Raw genomic sequence first — 16,746 nt, forward strand, 5'->3', positions numbered from 1 at the left:
TTTGATTGATCTCGCAATTTTCTTTCATTCTCAACAGGTTTAACATGTGCTAAATGAAAGATTTGAATGCTGTAAAAGGGTAAATAGGATGACAGATAATTTTGATTTAGAACATATTTGGCATCCATATACCTCAATGACCCAACCTTTACCAACATTTAAAGTTAAACGTGCCTATGGGGCAACAATTGAACTAGAGGATGGTAAGACTTTAATTGATGGTATGTCATCTTGGTGGTGTGCAATTCATGGTTATAACCACCCTGAACTCAATCAGGCAGTGACAGATCAATTACAGAACATGTCGCATATCATGTTTGGTGGTTTAACTCATGATCCTGCCATTGAACTTGGAAAAATTCTTTTAAAAATTACGCCGCCAAGTCTCGATAAAATTTTCTATGCTGATTCAGGTTCGGTTGCCGTTGAAGTTGCTTTGAAAATGGCTGTGCAATTCTGGACAGCACAAGGCCAACCACAAAAAACAAATTTTATTACTACACGTTCTGGTTATCACGGTGATACATGGAATGCGATGTCTGTTTGTGATCCAGTAACAGGCATGCATCAGATTTTTGGTACAAGTTTACCAAACCGGCTTTTTGTAGCAGCACCGCAAACCAAATTTCATGAAGAATGGAACCAAGAAGATATTGCTGAGCTAGAACAGGCTATTCAGCAAAATCATGAAAACCTTGCTGCACTGATTATTGAGCCAATTGTACAAGGTGCAGGGGGCATGCGTTTTTATCATCCTGAATATTTACGTCAAGTGAAAGCACTTTGTGAACAATATAACCTGCTCTTAATTTTTGATGAAATTGCCACTGGTTTCGGTCGCACGGGTAAGCTCTTTGCGTGGGAACATGCCCAAGTTGAGCCAGACATTATGTGCATAGGTAAGGGCTTAACAGGCGGCTATATGACCTTATCTGCTACCTTAACGACAAAGCATGTTGCAGAAACCATTAGTCGCGGTGAGGCTGGGGTATTTATGCACGGCCCGACCTTTATGGCCAATCCGCTTGCTTGCGCGGTTGCTTTAAAAAGTACGCAATTGTTAATTGAACAAGATTGGCAGGCTAATATTGAGCGAATTGAACAACAGCTTAGCCAATATTTAACACCTTTAAGTCAGCTTGATTATGTTGCCGATGTACGAGTACTCGGTGCGATTGGTGTAGTAGAACTCACCTTTAATGTTGATATGAAGACTTTGCAGCAACAATTTGTAGACCGCGGAATCTGGATTCGTCCTTTTGGAAAATTGGTTTATGTGATGCCACCGTATGTCATCACTCATCAAGAGTTAAATGATTTGCTTGAACAATTGGTTGAGGTTGTTCAAACGATGCAGGGAGCGTATTAAGATGTCATTGCTCAATCATTTTGCTGCCGAGTTAGATGAGTTAAAACAACAAGGTAACTTTAGACACTTTACTCAAAATGTGCAGCATGACCGTTTTATTACGATTCAAAATAAAACGATGCTTAACTTGGCTTCAAATGATTATCTTGGATTGGCGGCTGATATTAATCTTCGCCAAGAGTTTCTAGATAGCTATCCATTAGAACGAAGCTATTTTAGTTCTTCATCTTCACGCTTATTGACGGGCAATTTTGAAGAATATGAACAGTTGGAAAATAGCCTAAGTAAAGCATTTGGTGGCCGGTCGGCTCTCTTATTTAATAGTGGCTACCATATGAATCTTGGTATTTTACCTGCGGTGGCTGATAGTAAAACTTTAATTTTGGCAGATAAGTTCGTCCATGCGAGCATGATTGATGGGATCCGTTTATCTGGTGCTCAATATGTGCGTTATCGACATAACGATTTGCAGCACTTAGAACAACTTCTACAAAAATATCATGATGATGAAAAGATTGAACGAATTATTGTGGTCACAGAAAGTATTTTTAGTATGGATGGGGATGAAACAGATTTAGCCGCTTTAGTCCAGCTCAAAAAACGTTTTGCTAAAACCATGTTGTATGTCGATGAAGCACATTCAATTGGTGTGCGTGGTCAGCAAGGATTAGGGTGTGCTGAACAATATAATGTCATTCAAGAAATTGATTTTTTAGTTGGTACATTAGGTAAAGCATTGGCAGCAGTCGGTGGTTACATTATTTGCGATCCAATTATTAAAGATTATCTCATTAATAAAATGCGCCCACTTATTTTCAGTACTGCACAGCCCCCGATTGTGATGGCATGGGCAAACTTTATTTTTCAAAAAGTATTAGTTGCTCAACCTCAGCGTGACCATTTAAAAAGTATTAGCCAATATCTTCAACACGCTATTGTGCAAAAGGGCTACGATAGCCCATCGACTAGCCATATTATTCCAGTCATTGTGGGAGAAAGTCAGGCTGCTATCGATAAAGCGAAGCAAGTTCAGGAAAGTGGTTTTTATGCTATGCCTGTGCGCCCGCCAACAGTGCCTAAAAACAGTTCCCGTCTGCGTATTTCTTTAACGTCAATGGTGCAGCAACATGAGCTTGAAGAATTGGTGAGTTTTCTGTGAGTTTGAATAAAAACTTAGTTGCCCAGCGTTTTGCCAAAGCAGGGCAAAGCTATTCAGAACATGCAGTTGTTCAAAAACAAATTTGCCAAAATTTAACACGATTACTCCAGCAGTTTTGCCCGAGGACGATGTCACGTGTTTTTGAAATTGGTTGTGGTTCTGGCAATTTAACTCGTCTTATTACTGCATCTTTCCAAATCGAAGAGTTAATTTTGAATGATCTGTATACAGATGTACAGGAGCATTTTAATTCTCACGAAAGTTTGAAATGGTTGATTGGAGATGTTGAGACGTTAGATTTTCCTCAGCAGCTCGATATGATTGTTTCAGGTTCCGCTTTACAGTGGATGCAAGATTTACCGCGCTTGCTCGAACATTGTACGGCATCTTTAGTTGATCAAGGCTGGTTATGCTTTTCAACATTCGGCCCTAAGAACTTATTCGAAATTAAAGAGCTAACAGGACAAGGTTTAAGTTATTGGTCTATTGAAAATTGGAATAGAGCCTTAACTCAGGCTGGTTTTGAGATTTTGCATTTGTCAGAATCCGAAGCTCAACTCTATTTTGATTCGCCTAAGGCTGTATTGCAGCATTTAAAGGCAACAGGAGTAACGGCAACTGCTCAACATCGTTGGACTAAGCAAACGTTACAACAGTTTTATCAAGATTATGATCGGTTTAAGCATGCCGAAGGATATTCCCTAACATATCATCCGATTTATTGTATTGCCCGGAGAATGAAGTAAATGAGTGGCCAGATCTATTTTGTGAGCGGGATTGATACCGAAATTGGTAAAACCTACGCGACAGGTTTCTTAGCAAAATTATGGACTGAGCAGGGTAAAAAAGTGATTACCCAAAAACTCATTCAGACAGGTAATACAGATATTTCTGAAGATATCGAAAAGCACCGTGAAATCATGGGACAGGGTTGGTTTCAAGAAGATCATGACAAGCTAACCATGCCTGAAATTTTCAGTTATCCAGCCTCACCTCATTTAGCAACACGTCTTGATAATCGAGAAATTGATTTTCAAAAAATTGAAAAAGCGACTCAAACATTAGCAGAACGTTTTGAAATTGTATTGTTAGAAGGTGCGGGAGGCTTAATGGTGCCATTAACCACCAGTCTGCTTACCATCGATTATGTTGCTCAGCACCAGTTTCCGGTTATTTTAGTAACCTCGGGGCGTTTGGGAAGTATTAATCACACTTTACTTAGTCTTGAAGCACTTAAGTCTCGTGGACTTAAATTAAAAGCTTTAGTTTATAACCTAAAAGATGAATCAAAAGATCCATTAATTTCTCAAGATACTTCAAATTATTTGAAAGATTATTTAGCTGTTCATTTTCCTGAAGCTGAATGGATTGAACTGGCAAAAATGAATTAAGTTCAACAGGCTATAAAAAACCGCTCAAATTTGAGCGGTTTTTTTACATCTTATTAATGTTTTAGAATTTCTTCGAACCACGGTTAAAGCCAGTCGCTTTACGTTGGCTACCCGTATTAACTGGAGCTTCTTTTTCATCATCACGACGTTGTTGACGTAAGTAACCGCCACGACGCGCTGCCATTGGTTTTTCAGTCATACGATCAGTACGGCGTTTTGCCATACCAAATAAACCTGTACCTTGGCGTGGTTTTAACTCAACTGATTTTGCTAAGTTGTCGATGTCAGTTTTGTCGAGTTCCATCCAACGACCAGTACGTAATTCGCGCGGTAAAATAACTGTACCGTAGCGTGTACGTAATAAACGACTTACTTTAAGGTCTTGCGATTCGAAAATACGACGTACTTCGCGGTTACGGCCTTCTTTTACTACAACTTGGTACCAGCGGTTAATACCTTCACCACCAATTTCAGAGAATGATTCGAATTTGGCTGGGCCATCTTCGAGCTCTACTCCATTAACCATGTTTTGGCGTAGTTTTGGTGTTACTTCACCCATTACTCGAACAGCATATTCACGTTCAATTTCATTAGATGGGTGCATTAAACGATTAGCAAGTTCACCATCATTTGTGAAGAGTAATAAACCAGTACTGTTAATATCCAGACGACCTACCATTACCCAACGGTCATTGGCAATTTGTGGTAAATGATCAAATACGGTTGGGCGTTTTTCAGGATCATTACGTGAACAGATTTCACCCTCAGGCTTATAATAAATCAGTACGCGACGACGAATTTCGTCTTCAATCTGAAACTGAACTTTACGGCCATCAATGCGTAATTCATCGCCTGGTTCAATGCGCTCACCCACTTGGGCAACACGACCGTTTACACTCACGCGTCCTGCGGCAATAACCTCTTCCATATATCGGCGGGAACCTAATCCGATTCGCGCTAATACTTTTTGCAATTTTTCACTCATGACAGCACAACCTTAGACATAATGATCAACAGTCCACCTCTTTATGATTTCGGTGCATTTGCATCGAGAGCCATAAAGGCTTCCTTGGCGTTCTGTAGGGGAGGCAATTGGCCTAGAGAGGCTAGACCAAAAGCATTCAGAAACTGAGGCGTTGTAATTAGCAACGCAGGTCTTCCGGGTAAATCTCTAAAACCGGCTTCTTTAATCCAGTTCCAGTCAAATAGTGTTCTGAGAATCTGACTATTATTAGATACACCACGAATTTGTTCAATATCAGCTCGGGTAACCGGTTGATGATAAGCAATGACAGCCAGGGTTTCTAGTAATGAAGGCGACAGTTTTGTTGGTCGCTCTGGCCAAATTTGCGCAATAATACTACGATATTTAGATCTTACCTGAAAGCGAAACCCTTGTGCTGTTTCAATCAACTCAATAGAGCGGCCATGCTGTAATAAGGCGAGCTGTTGTAAAAGTTGACGAAGCTGTTGTTTATTATACTGATTATTAAATGCTTCTTTTAAGCGGGCAATTGAAACGGGCGCTTCACTAGCAAAGATAATTGCTTCAAGTTGTAATAAGACTTCATGATGTATGTCAGCTAATGACAAATCACTATTATTTTGTTCAAAACTACTCATATTGAAGATCCTTGAATAGCTAACGGGGCTTCGATACCAGTGGCAATAATTTTAATTTTTTGTTGGCGGGTTAATTCTAATACCGCCATAAATGTAACAACCATTCCCATACGACCTTGCTGGGGATTGAGTAATTCTTTAAAACTTAACACGTCACCAGACTCTAATTTCTCTTCAATATATGCAATACGTTCTTCAAGTAAAACAGGTTCTTGAGCAATAACGTGCGTAACAGGTTCTGGACGGTTAAATACACAGAATAAAGCATCATGTAGCGCTGAGATATCGTAACCTTCATAAACAGGAGAGATATGTCCTAAACTTACATTAGCACTAAACGTATCACGCTCAAGAATTGGCATTTGACCTAAACGCTCAGCTGCTTGCTTAATACGTAGATAAGTTTCAAGACGATCAATAAGTTCCTGCTTAGGATCTTTTTCAATGCTTATAATTGTAGGTTTCGGTAAAAGTAGGCGAGATTTTAGGTCGGCCAATAGAGCAGCCATTACCATATAATCTGCTGTTAACTCGATATTTAAAGACTTCATACTGTCCATATAGGCTAAATATTGAGTCGCAATAGGTGCAATGTCGAGTTGGACTAAATCGAAACCATTTTTCTGAATCAGATAAATTAAAAAATCTAGTGGACCTTCAAAGTGCTCGAGCAAAATCTCAAATGCAGCTGGAGGTATATAGAGATCTTCAGGAATCTTGTCATGCCACTCATCTAAAACACGGATGTGTGGAGAGTCTTCCATGGATTGATGAAGTGATTGATTCATTACGATTATAAGCCACGCGAATTTTCAAAAGCATGAGACTTGTTATTCAAGTCAAAGACAGCTGTAAGTAGAAGAACAGCAGATAGTGAAAATCATTCTAAATGAATTGTGTCTTTTAATAAATTACTTAACGACTAAAGTGTAAAAAAAATCCAAAATAAATAAAGAGTATTTTTTGGAGTGATAATACTTTTTTTTAAACTATTGGTAAAAAATGTAAGTGCTTATTCAAAAGCACTTACATCGCCAACACCACGACGGATGATCTCAGGATGTTCACCCGATAAATCGACAATACTTGTACTTGTTAACGTACCAAAACCACCATCAATAAATACATCAATTCGTTTATCGAGCTGATTTTCAATATCATACGGATCATCTAAAGGATCTTCATGGCCCGGTAAAATTAATGTACTGGTGAGTAGAGGTTCGCCCAGTTCTTGTAATAAAGCCTGACAAATCGGGTTACTTGGAATACGTAAGCCAATCGTTTTCTTTTTAGGATGCATCAATCTACGAGGAACTTCACTTGTTGCAGGCAAAATGAACGTAGTAATAGCTGGTGTGTTCGCTTTCAATAAACGATAGGTTGCATTATCAACTTTTGCATAAGTCGCAATATCAGATAAGTCACAGCACATAATGGCATATTGATGCTTAGGCCCTAAACCACGAATCTGTGCAATACGCTCCATGGCATTTTTATTACCGATTTGACACCCAATCGCATAGGCAGCATCGGTAGGGTAGACCACAACATCTCCTGCTCGGATACGTTCAACAGCTTGGGAAATGAGGCGTTGCTGTGGATTTTCAGGATGTACATGTAAATGCATCATATTTTAGAGACTCCATCACGCCAGTGTTAGAAATAATTATTAGGCTTTTTAAATAACCTAGGCAAGCAATTAACGTAGTTTTTTTGTCAATTAATCAAGGAGTTCACGTTTAAATTCATTTAATTGTAAAGGTGTACCCGAACGTATACATTGGCAAATAAAACCAATAAATGCTGCTGCATCACTGGGCAATTTAGCTTCGCCCGAAAAGTAACGTTGCACTTGAGCATAGACATTATCTTTAAATAGTTTGCCATCTCCGCCATCACCCGTCAGGTTATCAAGAGATACTCTAAATTTTCGGCCAAAGGATTGTGCAAATAACCATTCAATCGCTTGAGGCTTAATTTCTACTTGTTCAAATAAACTTTGCTGTTCTTGAGTACGACCATCAGGTGCATACCAATATCCTAAATCTGGTAATAGACGTCTTTTTTCACCCGCAATAGACCAGTGACTAATTTCATGCAAAGCGCTATTAAAGAAACCGTGAGCAAATTGGATCTTAGCGGGTTCTTTATTTGTGGCTGGGAAATATTCAGGTTCAAAATCACCACGAACTAATGTCACATTATGGTGGGAAAACCAGTGATTAAAGTGTAAAATAAGCCAATCAACTTGCTCAGACTCCGATTTTGAGCTTGACCATGGTGAGAGTTGCACTAGGTCAGGTACAAGAGTGTTCTGATGAGTTGAATGGGTGCAAACGAGTAATGAAGTGTTAACTTCAGGTTGCGGCTGCAACAGGTGCATTGCTTAATTTACCCCGAGTTCTGTCTAAAGAAGTGCAAAATTGTATCTTAATCTTTGACAGAGTACCGATGAATTTGTAGAATTGCCGCCTTAATTATGTCAGCAAATACCTTTCCGGCACAGATTGAGCCGTTTAAATGGGCTGAACAAGGCTTTACATGGTCAGGTCAACTGCCCTTGTCTCGCTTTGTTCGTATCGCTCGTGAAGCTGTTGGATCAATTGATAATCAATTGATCAACATAGACTGTAAGCTATCAATGGATGCATATCATCGCATTGTGTGGATGGACGGTCATATGGACACGAAAGTTCCAATGGAGTGCCAACGTTGTTTGGAACCTGTTGAAATGCCTCTTGTCTTAGACTTCCATATTGCATTAGTGGATGATGAGTCACTGATAGAGCGCTTGGATGAGGATGCTGATTTCATCGTTTTAGGTGAAAGTGAGTCTTCGACGAAAGGCGATTATGATACGCCTGCCTCGATTAACTTACTCGCATTACTAGAAGATGAACTGTTATTGTTGATGCCTTTATCTCCCAAGCATGATGCTTGTGAACATAAACATCAACCTACCATTCAGAATGTTGTCGAAGAAAAACGGGATAATCCGTTTGATGTTTTGGCAGGTTTGAAGGGTAAACTTAACTCATAATTTGTGTTATAATTGTGAGATAAGACAACTGAATTTGTTCTGATCCATTTTTTCGATCTTTGTAAGGAGCCATCATGGCCGTTCAGCAAAACCGTAAAAGTCGCTCTCGCCGTGACATGCGCCGTTCACATGACGCTTTAACCGAGAATGCATTAACAGTAGACCAAGCAACTGGTGAAACTCATCGTCGTCACCACGTGACTAAAGACGGTTTCTACCGTGGTCGTCAATTATTCGCTAAAGCAGCTGATGCTGAATAATTGCATGATATGCATTAAGCGTGATGCTTAAGTATAGAAAAAATGGGAGCGAAAGCTCCCTTTTTTTGTTGTTTTTCGCAATTATAAATATATAAATAACATGTTAAATTTCCGCTCCAGAAATGAGTGAAAACCCAAAAAAGGATTTCTTATGTCTGCTAAACGTCTTGAACAAGTAGCTTTAGCCACAAAAACTGCATTTGTGTTTCCTGGTCAAGGTTCACAAAAAGTCGGTATGCTTGCTGAACTAGCAGAACAGTTTAGTGGGGTCGGGCAAACCTTTGCGGAAGCTTCAGATGCTCTTGGATTTGATCTGTGGCATATTGCGCAAAGTGGCGAAGGTCTCGACCAAACAGAAAATACCCAACCTGTGTTATTAACTGCCAGTATCGCTTTATGGCGTGTATGGCTTGATTTAGGTGGTCTGGCACCTAAGTACCTTGCAGGACATTCACTAGGTGAATACAGTGCATTAGTAGCTGCAGGCTCTATGAGCTTGGCTGATGCAGTTAAACTAGTTAACTTGCGTGGCAAACTCATGCAAAGTGCCGTTCCTCAAGGGGAAGGGGCTATGGCTGCAATTCTTGGTTTGGCTGATGAAAAGGTAGTTGAGCTTTGCCAAACTGTGAGTGCGTCAGGTGAGGGTTCTGTAGAAGCTGCAAACTATAATTCACAAGGCCAAGTTGTAATTGCGGGTAGTACTGCATCTGTACAACAAGTTATGGCATTGGCAAAAGAACAATCTGCTAAAGCAATTGCTTTACCTGTATCGGTTCCTTCACATTGTTCATTGATGAAACCTGCTGCAGAGAAATTTGCAGAAGCTTTGGAACAAACTGCCATTGAGCTACCTACCATTCCTGTAATACAAAATGTCAACGCGGGAATAGCTACCGATGTTGCTCAATTGCGTCAGGCGTTAACTGCACAATTGTACCAATCAGTACAATGGACAGACACGATGCAGTTTTTACAAAACCAAGGCATACATTACATTGTTGAATGTGGCCCGGGTACAGTATTGAGTAATCTCGCAAAGCGTTTACCAAATATTGAAAAAGCTTTTTCTATTGATAGTAAGAGTAAAATGGAAGATGCCCTAAATGCTGTTTTAGTGGCAGAAGGAAAAATTGCATGACACAAGAACGCAAAGTTGCATTAGTAACGGGCGCGAGTCGGGGTATTGGCGCTGCCATTGCCCAGCAACTTATTCAAGACGGTTATTTTGTTGTAGGTACTGCGACTTCTGAATCTGGTGCACAAAAGTTAAGTGATAGCTTTGGTGAACAAGGTGCAGGTTTGGCGCTCGACGTGCGTAATCTTGATGAGATTGAAGCAGTCGTGTCTCATATTGAACAGAACTATGGTCCTGTACTTGTTCTAGTTAACAATGCAGGTATTACGAAAGACAATTTGTTGCTTCGTATGTCTGAAGATGATTGGGATGACATTCTCAACATTCACCTGAAAGCAGTTTATCGTTTATCTAAACGTGTGCTTAAGGGGATGACGAAGGCACGTTTTGGTCGAATTATTAATATCAGTTCTGTTGTAGCTCACTTTGCAAACCCAGGCCAAGCGAACTATTCTGCTGCTAAAGCAGGTATTGAAGCATTCAGCCGTAGCCTTGCAAAAGAGATGGGTAGCCGCCAAATTACTGTAAACAGTGTGGCGCCAGGTTTTATTGCAACAGAAATGACAGATGCACTTAGTGAAGACATTCGCAAAAAAATGAGTGATCAAGTGGCTTTAAATCGCTTAGGTGAGCCACAAGATATCGCAAATGCGGTGAGTTTCCTTGCAAGTGATAAGGCAGGTTACATTACCGGTACGGTATTACATGTAAATGGTGGTTTATACATGGCCTAACGCCGATGTATAAACTTTTAAAAATTTTTATATTCAATTAAACTAGTGGCAAATTAAACGCCACAAGCAATGAGGAGAATTCCTGTGAGCGATATCGAACAACGCGTTAAACAAGCGGTTGCAGAACAACTTGGTCTTAAAGCTGAAGAGATTAAAAACGAAGCATCTTTTATGGATGACTTAGGTGCTGACTCTTTAGATTTAGTTGAACTTGTTATGTCTTTCGAAAACGACTTCGACATCACTATCCCTGATGAAGATTCTAACGAAATCACTACAGTTCAATCTGCAATTGACTATGTAACTAAAAAACTTGGTTAATTCGCATATTGCTGAATAAAAAGAAGGCCACCGTAAGGTGGCTTTTTTTATTTTAAAAAAATTAAGAGATACATATTTTTACAAGATCAACCTCAATTGATAGCAGAGGTATAACTTTTTTGAAGTATAACAATATAGGTCAGTTTAATGACTTTACTATAAACAATAATATGAGGACTAAAAGATGGGTCTTTTTGATTTTGTAAAAGGTATTGGCAAAAAAAATACCGCACCAACAGAACCACAACCAGCTCCAGCAACACCAGCAGAACCTTCTGCACAAGAAGTTGCAAATAAATTATTAGGTTTAATTAAAAGTTTAGGTTTAGGGGTAGAAGGCTTATCTGTAACCTATAACGGTACTACCGATACCGCGACTATTAAAGGACAGGTAAAAAGCCAAGCAGATAAAGAAAAAATTATTCTTATTGTTGGGAACATTGATCATGTGGCACAAGTAGATGACCAGATGACTGTTGCAACGCCTGAACCAGAAAGTAAATTTTATACAGTGAAATCTGGTGACAACCTTTCAAAAATTGCGAAAGAAGTTTACGGTGATGCAAATCAGTATCCAAAAATCTTTGAAGCAAATAAACCAATGTTAAAAGATCCTGATGAGATTTTCCCAGGACAAGTTTTACGTATTCCTCAATAATTGAGGTTAATAAAAAGGCGCTTTAAGCGCCTTTTTTGTGCTTTTTAAAAACGCTTTGGAATCTTTTGTCCGTTTTGTACAGGGGTATCCGCATTTTTTAAAACACCGAATAACCATGTTTCAGCATGTTGTACCGCAATTTTTAAAGAATCACCTAAAGCTAAACGCCCTGCGATAAAGCTAGCTAAAGAACAACCTGATCCGTGATATTCACCTTCAAGGCGAGGACAGCTACTAGTCGCTGCAAGTTCACCGTTAATGTATAAACTATTTTTAATATGATCTGGTGTATCTTCGTGTCCACCTTTGACTAAAACAGCTTTAGCACCCATTTCAAATAACTTTTGAGTGGCTTGATCTAAATCAGTAATACCTGTTAAAGCGCGTAATTCAACGGTATTTGGAGTAATAATAGTTGCTAGAGGAATAAGCTCAACGAAAGCTTTAACCAGAGTTGCCTGATCACCTAAAGAACCACCACTGTTTGCGACTAAAACAGGATCAAGTACATATTGGTAGTCAGGATGTGCACGAAGAAATTCAGCTAGAGCAGCAATATTATCTGTAGTGCCAAGCATGCCTGACTTAACACATTTGATGGGTAAGTCACCTACCACTGCATTTGCTTGTGCTAATAAAAGTTCTTTTGAGGTTGCTTCGAAGCCAAATACTTGTTGTGAGTTTTGAATGGTGAGGGCAGTACATGCAATTGCTGCATGGGCACCACTTTGTCCAATTGCTTCGATATCGGCTTGTAAACCTGCACCACCTGAAGGGTCTAAACCCGAGAAACAAAGTACGGTTGGACGCACGGTTATTTCCTTTTCAATTTAAATTTACGTTAGTATAAGAGAGTTTGATTAAACTCTCGACCAATTGAATTAAATACTTTACTGGGTTAGTGATTGAATGGCTATAAAACATATTTTGATTGATTTAGATGGAACCTTAACAGACCCAAAAGTTGGAATCCATACTTCAATTCGCTATGCAATGGATAAGTTAGGTTATCCCTTGGCTGCCGATTTAAATATTGACTGGACAATTGGTCCCCCGTTAAAAGCATCATTAGCGAAACTTCTAGACACACAAGATGATGCTTTAGCTGAACAAGCTTTACTTGCTTATCGCGAGCGTTTTTCGGTTACAGGTTTATTCGAAAATGAAGTATATCCCTCTGTTGCAGAAACGCTTAGTGCATTAAAAAAAGAAGGATATTGTTTATTTGTCGCCACAGCTAAACCAACGATTTATGCAAAACGTATCTTGGATCATTTTGAATTAAGCCAGTACTTTGTACATATTTATGGGAGTGAGTTAACGGGTGAGCGCACAAATAAAGCTGAGCTTATCCATTATATTCTTGAGCGTGAGCAACTAAACCCTGAAGAATGTTTAATGGTGGGCGATCGCCAATATGACATTTTGGGTGCTCGTCATAATGGTGTTGAGGCGGTAGCAGTAACTTATGGTTATGGAACACCTGAAGAGCTCGCTCAAGCACAACCAAAAGCAATGATTACGCAATTTTCTGAACTTTTGGAATATGTTGAAGGGCAGGCAACCCAAAAGAAAGTATCTTGAATATTGTTAAATTTGAATTTAAAGGTTTGGCTTTAATCTAAAGCCAAACCTTTGTTATTTAAATACCATGTTGTTGGCGGTATTGAACCAGTTCTTCAATCGTAATCACAGTTAAGTGATGAGTTTGAGCATATGCTAAAACTTGAATGCCTGAAGCCATTGTGCCATCTGGGTTGGTTAATTCACATAACACGCCAGCGGGTTTAAGTCCAGCTAGTCTTGCTAGATCAATTGTTCCCTCTGTATGGCCTCGACGAGTAAGTACGCCACCATGACGTGCACGTAATGGAAAAACGTGACCCGGACGATTTAAGTCACTTGCGACAGCACCATCTTTAATTGCAGTTTGAATGGTAGTAACACGGTCTTTAGCAGAAACACCAGTAGTCACACCTTGAGCTGCTTCAATTGTTACTGTGAAAGCAGTATGAAACTGACTTGAGTTTTGAGAAACCATTGGAGGGAGTTCTAGATGATCTGCTAGCTCTTCTGTTAGGCATAAACATACGATACCTGAGCCATCACGAATCATACGTGCCATTGTTTCAATAGTTAGTGTTTCAGCTGCAACAATTAAATCTGCTTCATTTTCACGGTCGAAGTCATCCATTACCAAGACAGGTTTGCCTTGACGGATATCTTCTAATGCTTGTTGAATGCGTTGTTCAGCAGGAGAGAGGGCTGAGAAAAAAAGTTCTGGTTGAATTAAGCTAGACATAATGAAACGCTCTCGTAAAAATACGGTTGAACATTTCAGGACTGATGTAAAAACAGGCTGGCACTGAAATAAAACGGATTTATCCCAGTTCGTCGTCTTCTTTCATCCGGACTATACCGTCGGCTTTGGAGTTTCACCAAATCTGCTCAAATTACACAATTTAAGCTCGTGGGCTTGTTAATCTATTTAGAAAAATTAACTTTACCACCGGTGGGGAATTACACCCCGCCCTGAAGCGATGGGTTTTATTATAGCGCGCTTGATAAAATTGGCTAGATGCTTTTATAGAATGCTAAGTTTCTTTACGAATAAGTATTTTCATAAATAGAATTAGGCTTTTTAACAAGAGCTTACTTGTTGATATGAAAATGGAATGCTATGTTTTTTATAGAAAATTATAAATAAAATAGGTGTTTCATGCAGAGTAGAGACTATTATCCTCTGACCAATAGCTCATTTATTCAGCATCTCCATATTTTCAGTTATGTATTTATGGCGGTAAGCATTCTGTATTTAATTGCTGCTAATTGGTTAATGCTTCCAGACAGTATTCAGCTCGCTATCCCGCCCGCTATATTAGTTGTCACAGCTTGGTTCAGCATAAAAGGTACTTTAAGCGATGGGGTTAGGCAGACCTTACATAGCCTTTGTGGTTTGATGATAGGCTTAAGTCTGGCTGTAATTGGGCAGATTTATCAAACTGGTGCAGACAGCTATTTGCTTTTTTTAATTTGGACATTGCTGTTATTACCTTGGCTATATCGACCCAATATTGGAATCTTTGCTTTAATTTGTATTACTAGCCAACTTACACTTTTTTTATTTTTTAAGCAGACTTTTTGGCTAGAAAAATTTCCCTATTTATATCTATTTGCTCTAAATTTATTAAGCCTTATTGAGTTTTGGATATGTATAAAGAAATATCGTGCTTTACGATTTGTCTTTATTGCTTGGTTTGCAGTTATTTCAATCATTGGAATGATTCAATATTTATCGAATGAGAATACTCCTTATCTGATCTCTGCTTTCTTTTCAGGAATAATCGCTTTTTATTATTTCTTCAAAAAAGATGATCAATTATGTGCCAGTTTAATGGCTGCTGTTCTTGGTGTAACGGCTACCATATGGCTTGTAGATGAGATTAATCATCTATTTAAAGATTCTAATGAGTTCATCTTTTTATTGATTGCGGGCATTATTTTTATTTGGTTTGCGCTGATTAGCTATCTTTTAATAAAAATTTTTCGTCAAAGCCGCTTTTATATCATTCCAATGGCAATTGGTGCTTGGCTTGCGGGTTTAGCGCTTGCAGCTTTTACGCTCGTATTTTGGGAAGCCGTTTCTTTAGTCATTGGAATTATTTTTGTAGCATTCGCTATTGTGCTTTTAAAAAAATCCCAACGCTATTTCTTTCGACAATTTGCTTATTGTTTATTTATCAGTGGACAGACTGCTTTCTTATTTCACCTTGGTTCAGAAACAGATCAGATGCTATGGGTTTTAATTGCACAGATTTTTATTCTATGTATTAGTTATTTCCTTAAACCACATTGGTTCTTCATTTTAATTCAAATGCTTGCTACGTATGGCATAGCTTTTATCTATTTGCTACAACTGGACCATTCATTATGGTCAATACATTCTAGTCAAACCTATTTAAATTTAACTTTGCTCAATTATTTTGTTTTTAGTTTGGTGCTCTTACCTAAGAGAGAATCACTAGTTCTATATGAGCGTAGTATTTTTTTATGTGTGCTGGTCGTCATTCTGGTAGCTTCTTTTTTTGATACTTTTATGGGACTCGTTCCAGAAAATTCGATAGATCAATATAGGTGGGTTCTATATTTTCTGCCTAGTGTTTGGTTACTTTACTTTAGTGTTTTTCATTTATATAGACAACTTCAGGGAATCACATTTTTCGCTTTTTTAATTTTTGGTGTGTTACTTATTGCATTGGGATATTTCGAAATTTTCATATTGTTTACTATTTTAACGTGGGCATTAAAAAGTAAAGATCGGATTGTTTATGGAGTTAGCTTAGCTGTATTCGTTTTAGTGTTCTGGCAGCTCTATTACAACCTACAAATAACTTTTCTTGCTAAGAGTTTATCTATTTTTATTTCTGGTGTTTTTCTATTGGCTCTGTCTGGGTTGCTTGACCGTGAAAATAAAAATGGTCTTATTGAAGGAGAGAAACAATGAAAAAGTATTTTTCTCTTATTCTTGCATTAGCCACGATGTTATTTTTTGCAGCGTTAGTAGTCAAAAACGAATGGCATCTGCACCATAGTAAAAGTATTTTCATTGAGCTTAAACCAGTTGATCCTCGTTCAATTTTACAAGGTGACTATATGGCATTGGCTTATGAGTTACATTTACAATCTCTTAAAGCTCTTGCTGGAAGTGAAAGTGAAGCACTAGAACAGGTGGTTTTTAATCGCTCTTCTGTTCCCGCAAAAATTATTTTGGATTCACAAAATCGCGTAGTTCGTACCATTTTAGATATCAATAATTCATTTGCTGGGCAGAGGTTAATTTTAAAAAATCCTGAAAATCGTTTGCAGGCTTTATATCCTGCTTCTCGTAGTTTTTTGTTTGCAGAAGGCTTGGCTCAATGTTATGAAAAAGCCAAATACGCTGAATTTAAGGTAAACCCTAAAGGTGAGGCGATTCTGTTTGATTTGCGAGGAGAGGGGCTTCAACCTTTAAATTGTGAAAAGCAAAAGAACTGGTGGAAAAGAACTATTTAGGATT

The 16,746-nt window shown here is 38.6% G+C and carries 20 protein-coding genes and 1 riboswitch; of the genes, 13 read left to right on the top strand and 7 right to left on the bottom strand.

Going from position 1 to position 16,746, the window contains the following annotated elements; all coding sequences use genetic code 11:
• Positions 1–88: 88 nt before the first annotated feature.
• From bioA to bioD, 4 genes are read left to right on the top strand one after another with little or no spacing between them, the layout of a single operon-like run.
• Positions 89–1,369 (top strand): adenosylmethionine--8-amino-7-oxononanoate transaminase, encoded by a 1,281-nt coding sequence (gene bioA / locus AWW73_RS03360; RefSeq protein ID WP_062848733.1) that lies wholly within the window; start codon positions 89–91, stop codon positions 1,367–1,369.
• A 1-nt stretch (position 1,370) separates the two neighbouring features.
• The gene (locus tag AWW73_RS03365) at positions 1,371–2,528 is read left to right on the top strand and encodes an 8-amino-7-oxononanoate synthase (protein ID WP_062848734.1); all 1,158 of its coding nucleotides are present in this window, start codon (positions 1,371–1,373) and stop codon (positions 2,526–2,528) included.
• Positions 2,525–3,274 carry a malonyl-ACP O-methyltransferase BioC gene (gene bioC, locus AWW73_RS03370; RefSeq protein ID WP_062848735.1) on the top strand — a complete coding sequence of 250 codons (750 nt, stop codon included), beginning with the start codon at positions 2,525–2,527 and terminating at the stop codon, positions 3,272–3,274. The genes AWW73_RS03365 and bioC overlap by 4 nt, the downstream gene beginning before the upstream one ends.
• Complete coding sequence (gene bioD / locus AWW73_RS03375; RefSeq protein ID WP_057105422.1) at positions 3,275–3,919, top strand: dethiobiotin synthase; 645 nt, start codon at positions 3,275–3,277, stop codon at positions 3,917–3,919.
• Between the two features lie 61 nt (positions 3,920–3,980).
• Here the strand turns inward: bioD and rluB are convergent, their stop codons facing one another.
• The 5 genes from rluB to AWW73_RS03400 all read right to left on the bottom strand — a co-directional run bounded on the left by rluB (position 3,981) and on the right by AWW73_RS03400 (position 7,925).
• Entirely contained in the window at positions 3,981–4,904 is a 924-nt protein-coding gene (rluB, locus tag AWW73_RS03380) for a 23S rRNA pseudouridine(2605) synthase RluB (protein WP_016144490.1), read from the bottom strand.
• Between the two features lie 41 nt (positions 4,905–4,945).
• Entirely contained in the window at positions 4,946–5,542 is a 597-nt protein-coding gene (gene scpB, locus AWW73_RS03385) for an SMC-Scp complex subunit ScpB (RefSeq protein ID WP_002120355.1), read from the bottom strand.
• Positions 5,539–6,330, bottom strand: a complete 792-nt coding sequence (locus AWW73_RS03390; protein ID WP_062848736.1) for a segregation and condensation protein A — start codon at positions 6,328–6,330, stop codon at positions 5,539–5,541. Before AWW73_RS03390 ends, scpB begins: the two co-directional genes overlap by 4 nt.
• 224 nt (positions 6,331–6,554) lie before the next feature.
• Positions 6,555–7,172 carry an L-threonylcarbamoyladenylate synthase gene (locus AWW73_RS03395; RefSeq protein ID WP_057105421.1) on the bottom strand — a complete coding sequence of 206 codons (618 nt, stop codon included), beginning with the start codon at positions 7,170–7,172 and terminating at the stop codon, positions 6,555–6,557.
• A 90-nt stretch (positions 7,173–7,262) separates the two neighbouring features.
• The gene (locus tag AWW73_RS03400) at positions 7,263–7,925 is read right to left on the bottom strand and encodes an elongation factor P hydroxylase (protein ID WP_062848737.1); all 663 of its coding nucleotides are present in this window, start codon (positions 7,923–7,925) and stop codon (positions 7,263–7,265) included.
• A gap of 96 nt (positions 7,926–8,021) precedes the next feature.
• Here AWW73_RS03400 and AWW73_RS03405 point away from each other — a divergent pair, with 96 nt between their 5' ends.
• The 6 genes from AWW73_RS03405 to lysM all read left to right on the top strand — a co-directional run bounded on the left by AWW73_RS03405 (position 8,022) and on the right by lysM (position 11,690).
• Positions 8,022–8,582, top strand: coding sequence for a YceD family protein (locus AWW73_RS03405; protein WP_060466120.1), 561 nt, complete (start codon positions 8,022–8,024; stop codon positions 8,580–8,582).
• A 74-nt stretch (positions 8,583–8,656) separates the two neighbouring features.
• On the top strand, positions 8,657–8,842 hold the full coding sequence (gene rpmF, locus AWW73_RS03410) for a 50S ribosomal protein L32 (RefSeq protein WP_000290730.1): 186 nt from the start codon (positions 8,657–8,659) through the stop codon (positions 8,840–8,842).
• 151 nt (positions 8,843–8,993) lie between these two features.
• A complete protein-coding gene (gene fabD, locus AWW73_RS03415; protein WP_016142042.1) occupies positions 8,994–9,980 on the top strand; it encodes an ACP S-malonyltransferase in 987 nt (328 codons plus the stop codon).
• The gene (gene fabG, locus AWW73_RS03420) at positions 9,977–10,711 is read left to right on the top strand and encodes a 3-oxoacyl-ACP reductase FabG (RefSeq protein WP_002120395.1); all 735 of its coding nucleotides are present in this window, start codon (positions 9,977–9,979) and stop codon (positions 10,709–10,711) included. Before fabD ends, fabG begins: the two co-directional genes overlap by 4 nt.
• A gap of 84 nt (positions 10,712–10,795) precedes the next feature.
• Positions 10,796–11,032, top strand: coding sequence for an acyl carrier protein (acpP, locus tag AWW73_RS03425; protein WP_001279871.1), 237 nt, complete (start codon positions 10,796–10,798; stop codon positions 11,030–11,032).
• A gap of 184 nt (positions 11,033–11,216) precedes the next feature.
• On the top strand, positions 11,217–11,690 hold the full coding sequence (lysM, locus tag AWW73_RS03430; protein ID WP_062848738.1) for a peptidoglycan-binding protein LysM: 474 nt from the start codon (positions 11,217–11,219) through the stop codon (positions 11,688–11,690).
• A gap of 44 nt (positions 11,691–11,734) precedes the next feature.
• On the opposite strand, the gene AWW73_RS03435 is transcribed toward lysM, so the two are convergent.
• Positions 11,735–12,502 (bottom strand): hydroxymethylpyrimidine/phosphomethylpyrimidine kinase, encoded by a 768-nt coding sequence (locus tag AWW73_RS03435; protein ID WP_062848739.1) that lies wholly within the window; start codon positions 12,500–12,502, stop codon positions 11,735–11,737.
• Positions 12,503–12,599: 97 nt separating this feature from the next.
• Between AWW73_RS03435 and AWW73_RS03440 the strand changes: the two genes are divergently transcribed.
• Positions 12,600–13,274, top strand: a complete 675-nt coding sequence (locus AWW73_RS03440) for an HAD-IA family hydrolase (protein ID WP_062848740.1) — start codon at positions 12,600–12,602, stop codon at positions 13,272–13,274.
• 58 nt (positions 13,275–13,332) lie between these two features.
• Here AWW73_RS03440 and ribB read toward each other — a convergent pair whose 3' ends face one another.
• Positions 13,333–13,992 carry a 3,4-dihydroxy-2-butanone-4-phosphate synthase gene (gene ribB / locus AWW73_RS03445; RefSeq protein ID WP_062848741.1) on the bottom strand — a complete coding sequence of 220 codons (660 nt, stop codon included), beginning with the start codon at positions 13,990–13,992 and terminating at the stop codon, positions 13,333–13,335.
• A gap of 90 nt (positions 13,993–14,082) precedes the next feature.
• Positions 14,083–14,233, bottom strand: a riboswitch (FMN riboswitch).
• 176 nt (positions 14,234–14,409) lie between these two features.
• Here ribB and AWW73_RS03450 point away from each other — a divergent pair.
• Both AWW73_RS03450 and AWW73_RS03455 read left to right on the top strand, forming a co-directional pair.
• Complete coding sequence (locus tag AWW73_RS03450) at positions 14,410–16,194, top strand: DUF2157 domain-containing protein (RefSeq protein WP_062848742.1); 1,785 nt, start codon at positions 14,410–14,412, stop codon at positions 16,192–16,194.
• A complete protein-coding gene (locus AWW73_RS03455; RefSeq protein ID WP_031947529.1) occupies positions 16,191–16,742 on the top strand; it encodes a GDYXXLXY domain-containing protein in 552 nt (183 codons plus the stop codon). The genes AWW73_RS03450 and AWW73_RS03455 overlap by 4 nt, the downstream gene beginning before the upstream one ends.
• Positions 16,743–16,746 lie beyond the last annotated feature (4 nt).

Source organism: Acinetobacter lactucae (assembly GCF_001605885.1).
Classification (GTDB): Bacteria; Pseudomonadota; Gammaproteobacteria; order Pseudomonadales; family Moraxellaceae; genus Acinetobacter; species Acinetobacter lactucae.